At 73.1% G+C, this 15,144-nt stretch carries 12 protein-coding genes; 5 read left to right on the top strand and 7 right to left on the bottom strand.

The window, feature by feature from the left end; genetic code table 11:
- Window positions 1-4 precede the first annotated feature (4 nt).
- The 3 genes from ACSBPG_RS12375 to ACSBPG_RS12385 form a co-directional block, all read right to left on the bottom strand.
- A complete protein-coding gene (locus ACSBPG_RS12375; protein WP_435537652.1) occupies window positions 5-1,399 on the bottom strand; it encodes a bifunctional enoyl-CoA hydratase/phosphate acetyltransferase in 1,395 nt (464 codons plus the stop codon).
- 717 nt (window positions 1,400-2,116) lie between these two features.
- Entirely contained in the window at window positions 2,117-4,276 is a 2,160-nt protein-coding gene (locus tag ACSBPG_RS12380; RefSeq protein WP_435537475.1) for an ATP-binding protein, read from the bottom strand.
- A 254-nt stretch (window positions 4,277-4,530) separates the two neighbouring features.
- Window positions 4,531-5,913 (bottom strand): hybrid sensor histidine kinase/response regulator, encoded by a 1,383-nt coding sequence (locus ACSBPG_RS12385; RefSeq protein ID WP_435537476.1) that lies wholly within the window; start codon window positions 5,911-5,913, stop codon window positions 4,531-4,533.
- A gap of 268 nt (window positions 5,914-6,181) precedes the next feature.
- Here ACSBPG_RS12385 and ACSBPG_RS12390 point away from each other — a divergent pair, with 268 nt between their 5' ends.
- The 4 genes from ACSBPG_RS12390 (at window position 6,182) to ACSBPG_RS12405 (ending at window position 9,925) form a co-directional block, all read left to right on the top strand.
- On the top strand, window positions 6,182-7,324 hold the full coding sequence (locus ACSBPG_RS12390) for a PAS-domain containing protein (protein WP_435537477.1): 1,143 nt from the start codon (window positions 6,182-6,184) through the stop codon (window positions 7,322-7,324).
- Between the two features lie 88 nt (window positions 7,325-7,412).
- Complete coding sequence (locus ACSBPG_RS12395; protein WP_435537478.1) at window positions 7,413-7,853, top strand: MmcB family DNA repair protein; 441 nt, start codon at window positions 7,413-7,415, stop codon at window positions 7,851-7,853.
- Window positions 7,854-7,949: 96 nt separating this feature from the next.
- Entirely contained in the window at window positions 7,950-9,323 is a 1,374-nt protein-coding gene (gene cysS, locus ACSBPG_RS12400; protein WP_435537479.1) for a cysteine--tRNA ligase, read from the top strand.
- A gap of 122 nt (window positions 9,324-9,445) precedes the next feature.
- The gene (locus ACSBPG_RS12405) at window positions 9,446-9,925 is read left to right on the top strand and encodes a preQ0 transporter (RefSeq protein WP_435537480.1); all 480 of its coding nucleotides are present in this window, start codon (window positions 9,446-9,448) and stop codon (window positions 9,923-9,925) included.
- A 97-nt stretch (window positions 9,926-10,022) separates the two neighbouring features.
- Here the strand turns inward: ACSBPG_RS12405 and ACSBPG_RS12410 are convergent, their stop codons facing one another.
- Complete coding sequence (locus tag ACSBPG_RS12410; protein ID WP_435537481.1) at window positions 10,023-11,537, bottom strand: hypothetical protein; 1,515 nt, start codon at window positions 11,535-11,537, stop codon at window positions 10,023-10,025.
- A gap of 355 nt (window positions 11,538-11,892) precedes the next feature.
- On the opposite strand from ACSBPG_RS12410, the gene elbB reads away from it, so the two are divergent.
- Entirely contained in the window at window positions 11,893-12,561 is a 669-nt protein-coding gene (elbB, locus tag ACSBPG_RS12415; RefSeq protein ID WP_435537482.1) for an isoprenoid biosynthesis glyoxalase ElbB, read from the top strand.
- Window positions 12,562-12,601: 40 nt separating this feature from the next.
- Here elbB and ACSBPG_RS12420 read toward each other — a convergent pair whose 3' ends face one another.
- Genes ACSBPG_RS12420 through ACSBPG_RS12430 form a run of 3 tightly spaced genes read right to left on the bottom strand, consistent with a single transcriptional unit; the run spans window position 12,602 to window position 15,119 of the window.
- A complete protein-coding gene (locus ACSBPG_RS12420; RefSeq protein WP_435537483.1) occupies window positions 12,602-13,528 on the bottom strand; it encodes an ABC transporter ATP-binding protein in 927 nt (308 codons plus the stop codon).
- The gene (locus ACSBPG_RS12425) at window positions 13,525-14,481 is read right to left on the bottom strand and encodes an HlyD family secretion protein (protein ID WP_435537484.1); all 957 of its coding nucleotides are present in this window, start codon (window positions 14,479-14,481) and stop codon (window positions 13,525-13,527) included. Before ACSBPG_RS12425 ends, ACSBPG_RS12420 begins: the two co-directional genes overlap by 4 nt.
- Complete coding sequence (locus ACSBPG_RS12430; protein ID WP_435537485.1) at window positions 14,478-15,119, bottom strand: TetR/AcrR family transcriptional regulator; 642 nt, start codon at window positions 15,117-15,119, stop codon at window positions 14,478-14,480. Before ACSBPG_RS12430 ends, ACSBPG_RS12425 begins: the two co-directional genes overlap by 4 nt.
- Between the last annotated feature and the right edge of the window lie 25 nt (window positions 15,120-15,144).

The raw sequence follows: 15,144 nt of genomic DNA on the forward strand, positions 1-15,144 counted from the left end.
CCGACTACTCCGCCGCCGCGGCGCCGCGCCGCCGCGCCGCGGCGATCAGCGAGGCCAGGGCGCAGGACGCCAGGCGGGTGCGGACGTTGTCGGCGCGGCTGGTCAGGATGATCGGCACGCGGGCGCCCAGGACGATCCCGGCGGCGTCGGCGTTGGCCAGGAAGGAGAGCTGCTTGGCCAGCATGTTGCCGGCCTCCAGGTCGGGCACCAGCAGGATGTCGGCCTGGCCCGGCACCTCGGAGACGATGCCCTTGGTGCGCGCGGCCTCGGCCGAGATGGCGTTGTCGAAGGCGAGCGGGCCGTCGAGGATGCCGCCCTTGATCTGGCCGCGGTCGGCCATCTTGCAGAGCGCCGCCGCCTCCAGGGTCGAGGCGATCTTGGGATTGATCGTCTCGACCGCCGAGAGGATGGCGACCTTGGGCGTCTCGACGCCCAGCACCTTGGCCAGGTCGATGGCGTTCTGGACGATGTGGACCTTGTCCTCGAGGCTCGGGTAGATGTTGATCGCGGCGTCGGTGATCAGCAGGGCCCGCGGATAGGTCGCCACGTTCATGACGAAGACGTGGGACAGGCGCCGGCCGGTGCGCAGCCCGGTGTCCTTGCGCACGACCTCGCTCATCAGTTCGTCGGTGTGCAGCGAGCCCTTCATCACCGCCTCGGCCTCGCCGGACCGGGCCAGCGCCACGCCGGCCTCGGCCGCGGCGTGGGAATGCGGGACGTCGACGATGCGGTAGGTGCGCAGGTCGAGCCCGAAGACCTCGGCCTGGGCACGGATCTTCGCCTCCGGCCCGACCAGCACCGGGGCGATCAGGCCCGCTTCCGCCGCCTCGACCGCGCCCCGCAGCGAGCTTTCGTCGCAGGGATGCACCACCGCGGTGGGCACCGGCGGCAGGGCCTCGCACTTCTTCAGCAGCAGCTCGTGCTTGTCGTGGCGCAGGAACTGCACCTGCGGCAGCTCGTGGGCGGCGCGGCGCACCTTGCGGGTGGGGGCGATCACCTCGGCCGTGCCGGTGACGACCTCCTTGCCCTCCTGGTTGAGGCACTGGCAGTCGAAGACCACCACGTTCTTGTCCGCGCGCTTCTCCTTGGCGGTCACCGTGGCGGTGATGATGTCGCCGACGCCGACCGGCCGGCGGAACCGCAGGTCCTGCCCGAGATAGATGGTGCCCGGGCCGGGCAGCAGGGTACCCAGCACCGCCGAGATCAGCGCGCCCGACCACATCCCGTGGCCGATCACCTTGTGGAACAGGCTGTCGGCCGCGTACTCCTCGTCGAGGTGCGCGGGATTGATGTCGCCCGACACGGTGGCGAACAGCTCGATGTCGGACATGGTGAGACGGCGCGACAGGCTCGCCGACCGGCCGATCTCGATCTCGTCGAAGGTAAGGTTCTCAATCATTCCGGCGGGCCCGGCCTTGCCGGCCTCGATGGCGATGTCCATGGCGTCCGTGCTCCTAGGGATGCGGCGCGGGGTGGTCCTGGCCGAATCCTCCCGTCCGTCGGCCCCGCCCGGCGGGCGCCTCCGGCGCGTTGTCGTTGTTGGCCTCCCGCCGGGGTCGGCGGGAGGCGTTGCCGTCGATGCCGCCGGCGTCCGTCTCCCGGGCTTCATACTCCGCCACGGTGACTCCGGTGTGACAGCGCCGGCCGGCACCCGCGTCCGCCCCCCTTGTGCACCGCGCGCTCCAAGACTCGATCCGGGGCCAGGCAAATCGCCTTGCACACAAATCGTGACTGCCGGCTCTCCATGACTAGGTTTACTGGCCATGCGCTCGGAGCGTCAAGTCGCACCGGGATGACGCGGGGTGGGACGGGAAGTCCTTACAGGTCATTGACTAAAAAGGTATTGATTCAGGTCAATTCCCTCGCACCGCAACAACGGTGCGTACACTTGCCCTGCCGACGCCGCACGGCACCGCCGAGGCGACGGACCCTGCGCCCACCCGCTGCAACAGCGGCGGTCCGGCGGCGTGCCGCGGCAATTCGACGCCGCCGCCCGGTCTAAGCAGGTTTTCCGAACTCCGCCCACCTTTGGGCGGGCTCGGAAAACCTGCAAAACCATAGAGTCCGCAGGTTTGCCCAGGCCGGGGCATCTGTGGCCCGGCCTGGGCAAACCTGCTCAGGGTGCCACCGTCGACGCCGGCCGGGCGACGCTGCCGGCCGGACAGGCGGGCGTCGCCGGTCCGCCGGAGCGGCCCGAGTCGACGAGCGGCACCGAGACGGAGAAAACGGTGCCGCGCCCGACGCGGGAACGGACGTCGACGGGATGGTCGAGGATGTCGGCGGTGCGGCGGACGATCGACAGGCCGAGGCCGAGGCCGCGCCCGCCGTCGGCCCGGTCGGCCTTGCCGCGGTAGAAATCCTCGAAGATGCGTTCCATCTGGTCGTCGGGGATGCCCGGGCCGGTGTCCCACACCTCCACCCGGAGCCGGCCGCCGCGCACGCGGCAGCCCAGCAGGATGCCGCCCTGGCGGGTGTAGCGCAGGGCGTTGACCAGCAGGTTGCGCACCACCCGCTCCAGGAGGACGGGGTCGCTGCGGATCACCGCGGCGGTCGCCACCATGCGGAAGCGCAGCCCCTTCTCGGCCGCCTGGTCGGACACCTCGGTGGCCAGGCGTTCGGCGATGGTGCGGAACGGGAACTCGACGACGCGCGGCGTGACGTTGCCGACCTCCAGGGCGGAGGTGTCGAGCAGCGCCGTCAGCAGGGCGTTGCCGGCCGCCAGCGCCTCGCCCAGCTTGCCGGCGATCTCCTTCTGGCCGTCGTCGGTCAGCCGCGCCATCAGGATGTGATGGAACAGGCTCATGGCCTGGAAGGGCTGGCGCAGGTCGTGGCTGGCGGCGGCGAGGAAGCGGCTCTTGGCGCGGTTCGCCCGCTCCGCCTCGGCGTGGGCCTCCGCCAGGGCGCGCTTGATCCGCGTGCTCTCGGTGATGTCGATGGAGGCGCAGATGACGCCGACCACGGCGCCGTCGTCGTCGTGCAGCGGCTCGACGACCAGGTCGATGACGACTTGGCGGTCCCCCACCGTCAGCGCCACCTCCTGGCGGTCGCCCAGTCCGGAGTCCATCACCCGCCGCTTGATGGCGTCGAGCCGGGCGGCGTCGGCGGGCGTGAAGAGGTCGGCGTGGCGCCGGCCGATGAAGCGCTCGGCGGGCAGCGGGGTCTGGGGGTTGTAGACCCAGACGTAGCGCAATTCGCGGTCCTGGCTGAACACGGACACATGGGAGTAGCGCAGGGCCAGCCGGAACCGCTCCTCGCTCTCGCGCAGCATGCGCGCCATGGCCGACCGGGCGCGCGCCTCGGCCTGCAGCATGTCGCGCGCCCGGCCCTCGCGGTGGAGGTGGACCGCCAGCAGCGCGGTCAGCAGCAGGCCGATGCCGAGGGCGCCCCAGGCGGCCGGATCGCCGGGAACGGGCGCTCCTGGCGGGAAGGGGACCGCCACCGCCCAGCGCCGGCCACCCAGCGGCAGCGGGCGGACCACCGCCGCCGCCGCCACGGTGTCGGCGGCCGCCAGCGCCGGGTCGCTGGCGGCCAGCACCATCGGCCGGCCGTCGCCCGTCGTGTCGAGCAGCAGCACGTCGGGACGCGGCGGCGGCAGCGAGGCGACGACCACCGCCATCATCCGGTCGACCGCCACCTCGGCGGTGAGATAGCCCGACACCGCGGCGCACCGCGCCTCGGCCGCGGCCGGCACGGGCGACGCGCGGTAGACCGGCAGGAACAGCCGCAGCCGCTCCGGCCCGGCCATCGCCGCGGTGATCCGGTCTCCGGCACAGGCCCGCCGCAGCGCCTCGGCGTGGCCGGGCAAGCGGCCGAGGTCGAGGCCGAGCGCCGACCGGTCGGCGTAGGCCGGCTGCTGATGGAACAGCACGAAACGGTCGCCGCCGGGGGGATCGACGTCGCCCGCCGCGCCGGCGGGCCCATGCACCGCGAAGCCGTCGACGCCCTCCATCCGGGCCTCGCGCTCCAGCCGGGCCTCGTCGCCGGGCGTGACCCGGAGCACCCAGCCCACCGCGGTCAAACTGGTGTAGAGCGGCAGCATCGGCTCCACGGCGGCGGCGAACGCCTCGTCGGACACCATGGCGGTGCGCGCGAACAGGCCACGCAGGGCGGTCAGCAGGAAGATCTTGTTGTCGATGCGCTCCTGCAGCGCCTGCTCGTACTGGATGGCGGCGCGTTCCAGCAGCCCGCGCGTCGCGTCCCGGGCCTGAAGCTGCAGGAAGACGAAGAGGACGAGCGACAGGGAGACACCGGCCCCCACCAGCCCTGGAACGGCCAAGGATCGAGTGCCCCCGCGAGGTCCAGCGAAACGCATGGTCCGGTCCGCCCTCCGGAACAATTCACTCGGAAAATGTCGTCATCCTTAGCAGATTTCCGCCACAGCCGCGAACGAAAACGGCACATCCGCCGAGCCGGCCGAAGATCTGTCCAAAATGCGGGCATTGCTGAGTGTTTTCCACGAGCACCCCACCTTCCGAGAATTTATTTGTCGTCATACGAACATGCGGCGGTCTTTGCTTGGCCGGGCGGTCATCATGGGGCGAGACGGTCGCGTCCCAGCAGCTTGCCCAGCACCGCCCGCAGCGCCAGCGGCGCCACCGGCTTGTGCAGGATGGGATAACCCGACAGCCGTGCCTCGCGCAGCCGCGTCGGGTCGGTGTCGCCGGTCAGCACGAGGCCGGGAACGGCGGCGTTCAGCGCCTTGGCGATCTGCCGGATGGCGACGATCCCGTTGGCCGCCCCCTTCAGGCGCAGGTCGGCGACGACGAGGTCGGGCGGGACGGGATCGGGGCCGAGGCGGGCCATCGCCGCGTCGTAGGAATCGGCGCCGATGACCGCGCAGCCCCACTGGCTGAGCAGAACGCCCAGCGCGTCGAGGACCATGCGGTCGTCCTCGATCACCAGCACCCGTGCCCGGCTGACGTCGGCGGCGGGCGGCTCCTCGGGCACGATGGGGGCGGCCGCCTCCTCGGACCCTTCGGCGGCGCGCGGCACGACGACGCCGAACAGCGAGCCGCGCGCCGGAGCCGACTCGACCACCGGGCGCAGGCCGAGCCGGCGGGCCAACCGGCCCGCCAGGGTCAGCCCGAGGCCGAGCACCCGGCCGGCGGAGCCGCCCAGGGAGGGATGCTCCATGGCCTCGCGCAGGGCCTGCAGCTCTTCGGGCGGCAGGCCGCGGCCGCTGTCCCACACGCCGACCAGGAGCCCGTCGCCGCGGCGGCGGCAGCCCAGCAGCACCCGCCCCCGGCCCATGTGGCGCAGGGTGTTGGACAGCAGCGCCTGGAGGATGCGCTCGAGCAGGGCCGCGTCGCTTTCGATCATGGCCGAGCACGGCATCACCGTGAAGCGCAGGCGCCGCCCCTCGAAGCGCGGCGCGAACTCCAGGGCGAGCCGGGTGAGGATGCCGTTGACGGCGATCGGCGCCGGCTCCGGCTCGATCAGGCCGGCTTCCAGCCGGGCCAGGTCGAAATGGCCGTCGACCATGCTCTTCATGGACTGCACGGCGCTGCCCATGGCCTTGAGCACCTCGCGCGCCGCCGGATCGCCGACCCGGCCGTCCATCGCCCCGACCAGCAGCGAGAGGGCCGCCAGCGGCTGGCGGAGATCGTGGCTGGCCGCCGCGAACAGGCGGCTGCCCCGTTCCGGGGTCAGGCCGCCGCGGCCGCCGACCAGGCAGACGGTGCTGCCGTCGGTCAGCCGCTGGTCCACCACCTCGCGGTCGGCCAGGCGGCCAGAGAGAGCCCCCCGATCGACCCCGGTGCGCAGGCCGCCGGCCAGCGCCGGCAGCGCCGCCGCCGCGGCGTTCCATGCGTTCAGCAGGCCGTCCGGGCCGAACACCAGCATCGCCGGTCCGTCGCCGGCGTCGCCCTCCCCCGCCCCGCCACCAGCCCTGCCGCGTCCGTCTCCGGCCTGCACCTGTTCCGGCCTCCTCCCGTCGCCTCCCGCGCCCTCTCCCTGCAACCCTTACGGATTCCCCGCGTTCCTTCAACCCTGGCGTTCGTCCGAGTCGGCCGTCGACCGGGCGTCCGGCGAACCGGAGGTTGCGGCGCGCCGCTGCGCCCGCTTGCCGGGCCGTCGCCGTCCCGGCGGCTCCGCCCCCGTCCCGCGGTCCCTTGTCCCCGAACGCCACGGCCAGGCTGACGTCTTCACCGATTTTTCACCGGCGGACCGCGACCATGGGCGCATGACCTTGCCCGCAGACCACGACCGGCCGCCGGCGACCGACACGCTCCTTGCGGCGCTCGAGCTCAGCGGCGAGAGCTTCGCCGTGTTCGACGCAGCCGACCGGCTGGTCTACGCCAACGCCCGCACCCGGGAGTTCTTTCCGGAGATCGCCGACCGCCTCGATGCGGGCCGGGGATTCGAGGAGCTGCTGCGCCTCTTCGCCGACCGTTCCGCCGCCACACCGCCGCCCGGCCCGGCGCGGGAGGCCTGGGTGCTCCGGCGCCTCGCCCGCCACCGCGCGCCCGGCGCGCCCCTCACCGTCCGCACCGCCGACGGGCGCTGGCTGCAGGCCAGCGAACGGCGGCTCCCCGACGGCGGCACGGTCTGCGTCCACACCGACGTCACCGCCCTGAAGCGATCGGAACGGCGCCTGCGCGCCGCCACCGCCCGGACCGCCCGGCAGGAGGCGGAGCAGACCGCCCGCGGCCGCATCGCCTTCCTGGGCCAGGTGGGCGACGCCCTGCGCACCCCCCTCCACGCCATGCTCGGCGTCACCCGCATCCTGGTGGGCGAGACGCTGGGCCCGCTCGGGCACCGGCGCTACCGCGAATACGCCCAGGACATCCAGGACAGCGGCGCCCACCTCCTGGAACTCATCGACGATCTGCTGGCGCTGACCCGCGTCGAGACCGGGCGCCTGCGCCTCGCGGAGGAGCCGGTGGACACCTCGGCCGCCATCGCCACGGCGGTGCAGGCGCAGCGGGACGCGGCGGAAGCGCGCGGCGTGCGGCTGGAGACCGACACGGCCGGCGACCTGCCGCTGCTGCTGGGCGACGGCACGGCGGTGCGGCAGATGGTCGGCCATCTGCTCAACCGTGCGGTGGAGCACACGCCGGCCGGCGGGCGCGTCGCCGTATCGGCGGCCCGCTCGCCGGACGGCGGCGTCTGCATCATGGTCGCCGACACCGGCGGGCTGCAGGCGGGCGCCGACCAGGACAGCGGCCCCGGCCTCGTCCTGGTGCGGCGGCTGGCCGAGCTGCACGGCGGCCGTCTGGAGCTCGACCGGGATCCCGGCGCCGGGACCACGGCGGTCCTCCTGTTCCCTCCCCTGAGCAGCCTGCCGCGCGTCTTCCCGCCGCCTCCGGCCGCCTTCGGCCGCTGAGAGGGCGTGCCTTTTCCCCTGGCGCCGCGCCCCCCGCCGCGCCATCTTTGCCGGCATGTCCGAACCCGTTTCCCCGACGCCGGCCGCGATGGCGGGAGCCGCCGCCATCACCCGCGGCGTGCGCCGCGCGCTGGCGCAGCGGGGCTTCGCCACCCTGACGGAATTCCGCCTGACGACGGGCCGGCGCGCCGACGTTCTGGCGGTGGACGAGGCCGGCACCGTGCTGATCGTCGAGGTGAAGAGCGGCGTCGCCGATTTCCGCTCCGACCAGAAATGGCCCGAGTACCGCGAATGGTGCGACGCCTTCTACTTCGCCGTGGACGAGGACTTCCCGACGGGGCTGCTGCCCGAGGACTGCGGCCTGTTCGTGGCCGACGCCTTCGGCGCGGCGCTGCTGCGCGACGCCCCCGCCGCCCGCCTCGCCGCGGCGCGGCGCAAGACCCTGCTGCTGCGCGCCGCGCTGACCGCCGCCGGACGGCTGCACCGGCTGGAGGACCCGGCCTTCGCGCCGGACCAGATGGGCGGCTGACGCCGCGCCGGCAACCGTGGACCGCGGCCGCCGAACCTGCTACGCCTCTGACCGCCGCGACCGCAAGACGGGCCCCGCCGGAATGGAGCCGCACCGATGCCCCTCGACCTCTACAACACCTTGACCCGCCGCAAGGAGCGGTTCGAGCCGCTGACCCCCGACACGGTCGGCATGTACGTCTGCGGCCCCACGGTGTACGACACGGCGCACATCGGCAACGCCCGTCCGGTGGTCGTGTTCGACGTGCTCTACCGCGTGCTCCGGCGCCTGTACGCGACGGTCACGTACGTGCGCAACATCACGGACGTCGACGACAAGATCATCGACCGGTCCCGGGAGTCGGGGGAGTCCATCGACGCGCTGACCGAGCGCACGGCCCGCCTCTACCACGCGGACATGGACGCCCTGAACGCGCTGCGTCCGGACGTCGAGCCGCGGGCCACGCACCACGTCGGCGAGATGATCGCGATGATCGCCCGGCTGATCGACACCGGCCACGCCTACGCCGCGCAAGGCCACGTGCTGTTCTCGGTGCCGTCGATGCCGGAGTACGGCCAGCTCTCCCGGCGCAGCGTCGACGAGCTGATCGCCGGCGCCCGGGTCGACGTCGCGCCCTACAAGCGCGACCCGCAGGACTTCGTGCTGTGGAAGCCCAGCGCCGACGACGTTCCCGGCTGGGACAGCCCGTGGGGCCGCGGCCGACCGGGCTGGCACATCGAGTGCTCCGCCATGTCGGAACGCCACCTCGGCGCCACCTTCGACATCCACGGCGGCGGCCTCGACCTGATCTTCCCGCACCACGAGAACGAGATCGCCCAGAGCCGCTGTGCCCACGCCGGCGCGCCGCTGGCCCGCTACTGGGTGCACAACGGCTTCGTCACCGTGGAAGGCGAGAAGATGTCCAAGTCGCTGGGCAACTTCTTCACCGTCCACGAGCTGCTGGACGAGCATCCCGGCGAGGCCATCCGCCTGACCCTGCTGTCGGCCCACTACCGCCAGCCCCTGGACTTCACCCGCGACGGGCTGCGCCAGGCCAAGGCGACCCTCGACCGCTGGTACCAGGCCCTGCGCGGCGACCCGCTGCCGGCCGAGGCGGAGCTGCCCTTCGACGTGCTCGCCGCGCTGGAGGACGACCTCAACACCCCGCTCGCCGTCGCCCACCTGCACGAGCTGGCGTCGGCCGTCCACAAGGCGGAGACGCTGGGCGCCAAGGCGGCGGCCAAGGGCGCCCTGCTCGCCGCCGGGCGGCTGATGGGGCTGCTCGAGCAGGAGCCGGAGGCATGGTTCCGCTGGGCCCCCAAGGGGGCGGCGACCCTGTCGGACGCCGACGTCGAGCGGATGATCGAGGAGCGCCGGGCGGCCCGCAAGGCGAAGGACTTCGCGACCGCCGACCGGCTGCGCCGGGACCTCGCCGACCAGGGGATCGTGCTGGAGGACGGCCCCCAGGGCACCAGCTGGAAGCGGTCGTAACCATCCCCTCTCCCCATCCGGGGAGCAGGGTGCCGCCGGGGCCCCCGCGATCATGCGGGTCCGCCCCGTTCGTTTCATCGGTCGCGCCCGCGTTCAGGCGGGTGGCAACGAGGATCTTGGACATGCTTTGGCTTGCCGCCTACATCGGCAGCGTCGTCGCGATCAACGTCGCGTTCAGCGCCGCCCCTCATCTCGACATGCTGTGGTCCTGCTGGGCCGGTCTCATCTTCGTCCTGCGCGACATGGTGCAGGTGCGCTACGGCCATTGGTCGCTGGCGGCGATGCTGGCCGCCTGCGTGGCCTCCTACGCGCTGGCCGACCCGTATGTGGCGACCGCCAGCGTCACCGCCTTCGCCGCCTCGGAGCTCATCGACTGGGCGGTCTTCACCGTCACCCGCCGGCCGCTGCGCGACCGGCTGTGGATCAGCTCGGCCCTGTCGGTGCCGGTGGACACCGCCCTGTTCTTCGGCATGATCGGCATCTGGTCGCCCGAGGTGTGGACGGTGGCGCTGGCCTCCAAGCTGGCCGGCATCACCGCGGTGTGGCTGATCATGCGGGCGCGGGACGGCCGCATGGCCGCCGCGGACCAGGCGCGGGCGTAGAGCAAGATCGCTTTCGGCCGATCGGCCAAAAGCGTGAAACTTGCTCTAAACAGTCGAATCTGGAGCGGGAGGCGCCGCCCGACGGCGGCGCCTCCCGCTACGGGATCGCCGGGGCCGTGGTCTCCCCGCGCGGCCGCGCGCGCCACGCTCCGGACCAGGCGGCTCCCAGGACGAGGATCGCCAGCCCCTGCACGCCGATGCCGAAGCACAAGGCGAAGGCGTGCTTGTTCACTTCGTAGAGGCCGTCGCCGAACACCGAGGACAGGAGGGCGTAGACGACCAGCGCTCCCCCCAGCCCGGCGAGGACGAGCCCGTCCTGCGACCGCCCCGGCCCGAAGCGGCGGCGCACCGCAAGAAGCGCGCACGCCGCACCGCCGAAGCCGACCGAAGCGCAGACGAGCCACCGGAAGACGGCGGCGGGGAGCGCGTCCAGGACGGTCGACAGGGAGGTGGCGACGGTGGCCCTGTAGCGGAAGCGCTTCGCCGTCCGCGGCTCCTCGAACAGCCCGACATGGTCCAGCCGGATCGGCCGGGCGCCGTCCACCGCCCGCGCCAGGGGGCCGAAGAAGGTTCGCGGCTGGCGGACGAACAGCGCGATCAGGTCGAGCCGGCTGAGGCCGAGCACCTCCGGACAGGGATGCGCATCCTGGACTCCCGGCGTGTACCAGGTCACGCCGATCGCCCCGACGCAGGACGCCGGCAGGCCGAGGAGGGCGACGGCCTCGCCGGGCTCGGTCGCCTCGGGCAGCACCGCGCCGAGGATCGTGTTGGTCGTGTTCGCCGCGACGATCCCCCGCTGCAGCCCGTCGTCACGGGAATGGAGCGCCTGGAGCGCGGCGGCGGCACCGATGCCGGCCAGCACGAGCACAAGGGCCCGCCCAGGGGAGCGCCACCGCGCCAGGCACACCACCGCCAGCAGGAGGGCGAACACCGGAGCCAGGGGGGAGTACTGGGGTTTCGCGAGGCCGAGCCAGACGATTCCCGCGACGGCCCCCCAGAACGCGACGGCCGAGGGCCGTTCGTCGGCGGTGACGAACAGCCAGGCCATGAACACGCACATCAAAAGCCCGATCAGCACGGAAAACTCGGCGTACAGCGTGTTCAGATAGCCGAGATAGGCGATGTCCCCCAGCGCGAGGGCGAACAGGGATGCGGCGACCAGGCGATGGTGCGTACGGGGCGACGCCTTCAGGATCACGACGAGCACGGCGCCGATCAGCACCATCCGGGCCAGCGAGATCTCCCAGAACCGGATGACGTCGCCCACCTCGTGGAAGGACGCCGCGAGGTAGGGAAACACGATGTCGATCGACGGCACGCACAAGGGCGGGTTCAGCCATCCGTTCAGGACCAGCCGGTCGACCGGCGCCGAGGGATGGGCGGGAACGGGCGCCCCATAGTCCTGCCACAGCCCGAGGCAGCTGGACGTACGGACGAAGTCCCAGTTGTTCGCATAGCCGATGACCGGCGACGCCATGGCGATGGCGGCGATCTTCGCGACGGTCGCCGCCACGAGGAGGAGGACCAGGGTCCTGCCCAAGTTCGGCAGCCCCGTCGCCCAGGCCCCGACCGTCCGGCGGGCCTGCCCGCGCGCTGAGGTGATCGTCCGCACCGCCGGCTTCCGTCAGACCGATCGATCGGCGTGCAAGGCGACCGGCAGGTCACGGCATGCGGCGGTTGCACGGCGACGCCGTACCCGATGGGCTCCCGATTCCGTCATGGAACGTTCGTATCCCGTTGGTCGCAGCAGAAAAGCGCGGATCATCTTGCGGTTGGAGATTGGCCCGTGCACGAACCGATGTCAACACCGCAAGGACGATGAGCCCGGAGGATGGCAGGGCGCCCCTCGCGGGTGGCGACGAGGGCGGCCTGGGCGCATACAGGCCGTCGGGGACACGTGACCATGCCCGGCGGCTGCGCTACGCTGCCGGCCAATCGTGCGGCTCTACCACCAGGAGGAAGGACCAATGGCGGACAGGACGTTCCGGTTCGGCGTCGTGCTCTCCGGCTGCGGGGTGTTCGACGGCACCGAGATCCACGAGGCGGTGTGCACGCTGCTGGCGATCGACCGTGCCGACGCCGAGGCCAGGTGCTACGCACCCGACATGGACCAGGCCCAGGTCGTCAACCACATCAGCGGCGAGGTCGCCGCGGAACGGCGCAACGTGCTGGTCGAGGCGGCCCGCATCGCCCGCGGCAAGATCGCCGATCTCGCGACCTTCACGGCGGACGACGTCGACGCCCTGATCATCCCCGGCGGCTTCGGCGCCGCCAAGAACCTGTGCGACTTCGCCTTCAAGGGCGCCGACTGCACGGTGCATCCCGACGTCGAGGCCGCCGTGCGCGCCATGGCGGCCGCGGGCAAGCCGATCGGCGCGCTGTGCATCGCGCCCGTCATCCTCGCCCGCCTGTTCGGGCGCGAGGGCGTGGAGCTGACCATCGGCTCCGACGCCGGGACCGCCGGCGCGCTGGAGAGCATGGGCGCCCGCCACACGGCGACGACCCACTGCGAGGTCGTCGTCGACCGCACCCGCAAGGTGGTGACGGCGCCCTGCTACATGCTGGACGCGACGGTCTCGCAGATCGCCGACGGCGCGGCCAACGCGGTGAAGGCGCTGATGGAGCTGGCGGACTGAGCGACGCACCGGGGGGATCGCGGGCCGAGGGGCGCCGCCCTCACCCGAAATTGTCGGTCGACCGTCCCATCAGGTGGATGAAGACGTCCTCCAGGGTGGGTTCGGCCGCCTCCACCCGCATTCCCGGCGCGTCGCGCCAGGGCGCCAGGGCGGCGTCCAGGGCGGCGCGGTCGGGACCGCTCACGTGCAGGCGGGCGCCGAAGGCGGCCACCATCTCCACCCCGGGCCGCCCCTGCAGCGCCCGCGCCACCCGGCCGAGGTCGGGCCCGGCGACGGTCAGGGTGTGCAGGCCCGACGCCGCCACCACCTCGTCCACCGAGCCCTGCGCCATCAGCCGCCCGTAGGCGAGGTAGGCGATGGCGTGGCAGCGCTCCGCCTCGTCCATGTAGTGGGTGCTGACCAGCACCGTCAGGCCCGACGCGGCGAGCTCGTGGATCTCGTCCCAGAACTCGCGCCGCGCCTTCGGGTCGACGCCGGCGGTCGGCTCGTCCAGCAGCAGCAGCTTCGGCTCGTGCAGGATGCAGGCGGCCAGCGCCAGACGCTGCTTCCAGCCGCCCGAGAGCTGGCCGGCGAGCTGGTCCTTGCGGTTGGCGAGGCCGAGCCGGTCGAGCGCCGCGGCGATCCGCGCCGGGCGGTCCGCCAGGCCGTACATGCGCGCGACGAAGTCCAGGTTCTCGCGGATGCTGAGATCCTCCCAGAAGCTGAAGCGCTGGGTCATGTAGCCGACCTGCCGCTTGATCGCCGCGCTCGCGGTGCGGATGTCCAGGCCGAGGCAGGTGCCCTCCCCCTCGTCAGGGGTGAGCAGGCCGCAGAGCATGCGGATGGTCGTCGTCTTGCCGCTGCCGTTGGGCCCGAGGAAGCCGTGGATGTGGCCGCGCGGCACCTGGATGGAGAAGCCGTCCACCACCGTCTTGGCGCCGAACCGCTTGACCAGGCCGCGCACGTCGATGGCGAGGTCGGCGGTCACGGCGCGCCGCCCCCCAGCACGAGGTCGACCGGCAGGCCGGGATTGAGGCCCGCGGCGGCATCCGGCTGCGCCTCGATGCGGAAGACCAGCTTCTCGCGGCTGCCGACGCTGTAGATCACCGGCGGCGTGTACTCGGCCTCGCTGGCGACGAAGACGACCCGTGCCGCCAGGTCCGCCGGACAGCCGTCGCAGCGCACCCCGACCCGGTCGCCGGGCCGCACCGCGGCGACCCACGGCTCCGGCACGAAGGCGACGATCTTGACCGCGCCGGGCGGCAGCAGCGACACCACCGGGGCGCCCGCCGGCACCCACTCCCCGGCGCGGTAGAGCGTGTCCTCGACCCGCGCCGCGGCGGGGGCCGGCGGCGCCAGGTCGGCGAGCAGCCGGTCCTGGCGGGCGAGCGCCGCCTCGGCCATCGCCACCGCCTGCTCGGCGGCGCGGATGCGCTCGGGACGGGCCGGCAGGGCGGCGACCTCCAGCTCGGCCTCCAGCTCGGCCAGGCGCGCCGTGTCGCGCCGGAACGCCGCGCGGGCGGCGTCCAGCGCCTCGGCGGCGGCGACGCCCCGCTGCGCCAGCGCCTGCTGGCGCTTCAGATCGGCCTCGGAATAGCGCAGCGACGCCTCGGCCTGGCGGCGCTGCTCGTCGATCACCCGCACCTCCGCCGGACGCTTGCCGGTCACGAGGTCGGCGAGGTCGGCCCGGGCCTGGGCCAACGCCGCCGCCAGGCGGTCCCGCTCGGCGCGCGCCGTCGCCGTGTCGAGCGCGAACAGCGGCTGCCCCGGCACCACCCGGTCGCCCCGCGTCACCGCCAGCGTCTCCAGGCGCCCCGCCTCCGGCGCGGCGATCCGCAGATACTCCCCCTCGACATAGCCGTGCACCACCGGCGCTCCCGGCGCGCCGAGCAGGCCCAGCGCCGCGGCGGCGGCCGTCAGCGTCTCGCGCAGCCAGTTCATGGCGGCGGCCCTCCCTCGGCGGCGAAGGCCCGGGCGAGATGGTCGAGGTGCGCCCGGATCAGCCCTTCGGCATCGGTGGGAACGCCGGTCACCGGCTCGAACGTGGTGCGCCAGATGCCGATCAGCAGCAGCGGCGCCACCACCAGACGCACGGCGTGGCCGACGTCCAGGGGCCGGAACTCGCCGCGGGCCACCCCACGCTCCAGGATGCCGGCGATCAGCGCGAAGCCGCGGCGGATCACCTCGTCGTGGTAGAAGCGGGCGAGGTCGGGAAAGTTGCCGGCCTCGGCGACCACCAGCTTGGGAATGGCACCGACCCGCGACGCCATGACCCGGCCGCCGATCGCCAGAAGCAGCTGTTCCAGGATCGCCATGGACGGCCCGGCGTGGGCCGCCAGCAGCCGCTCGGCGTCCTCCAGGTTGGCGACGATGGCGGAGCGCACCACCGCCTTGAACAGCTCCTCCTTGGTCGGGAAGTAGAGATAGAGGGTGCCCTTGGCGACGCCGGCGCGGCGCGCCACCTCCTCGATCCGGGCGGCGGCGAAGCCCCGCTCGACGAAGACGTCGAGAGCGGCGGCGACGATCTCCTGGGGTCGCGCCTCCTTGCGGCGGCGCCAGCGGGGGGCCTCGACGGACATGGGCCGGCCGGGTTTAATGACTGAC

This window comes from Azospirillum sp. ST 5-10 (assembly GCF_051225715.1).
Classification (GTDB): domain Bacteria; phylum Pseudomonadota; class Alphaproteobacteria; order Azospirillales; family Azospirillaceae; genus Azospirillum.

Excerpts from the sequence above, each read along its gene's own strand:
- ACSBPG_RS12375 (WP_435537652.1), bottom strand. The coding sequence starts at position 1,399 with ATGATTGAGAACCTTACCTTCGACGAGATCGAGATCGGCCGGTCGGCG.
- ACSBPG_RS12390 (WP_435537477.1), top strand. The coding sequence starts at position 6,182 with ATGACCTTGCCCGCAGACCACGACCGGCCGCCGGCGACCGACACGCTC.
- ACSBPG_RS12395 (WP_435537478.1), top strand. The coding sequence starts at position 7,413 with ATGGCGGGAGCCGCCGCCATCACCCGCGGCGTGCGCCGCGCGCTGGCG.
- cysS (WP_435537479.1), top strand. The coding sequence starts at position 7,950 with ATGCCCCTCGACCTCTACAACACCTTGACCCGCCGCAAGGAGCGGTTC.
- ACSBPG_RS12405 (WP_435537480.1), top strand. The coding sequence starts at position 9,446 with ATGCTTTGGCTTGCCGCCTACATCGGCAGCGTCGTCGCGATCAACGTC.
- elbB (WP_435537482.1), top strand. The coding sequence starts at position 11,893 with ATGGCGGACAGGACGTTCCGGTTCGGCGTCGTGCTCTCCGGCTGCGGG.
- ACSBPG_RS12425 (WP_435537484.1), bottom strand. The coding sequence starts at position 14,481 with ATGAACTGGCTGCGCGAGACGCTGACGGCCGCCGCCGCGGCGCTGGGC.
- ACSBPG_RS12430 (WP_435537485.1), bottom strand. The coding sequence starts at position 15,119 with ATGTCCGTCGAGGCCCCCCGCTGGCGCCGCCGCAAGGAGGCGCGACCC.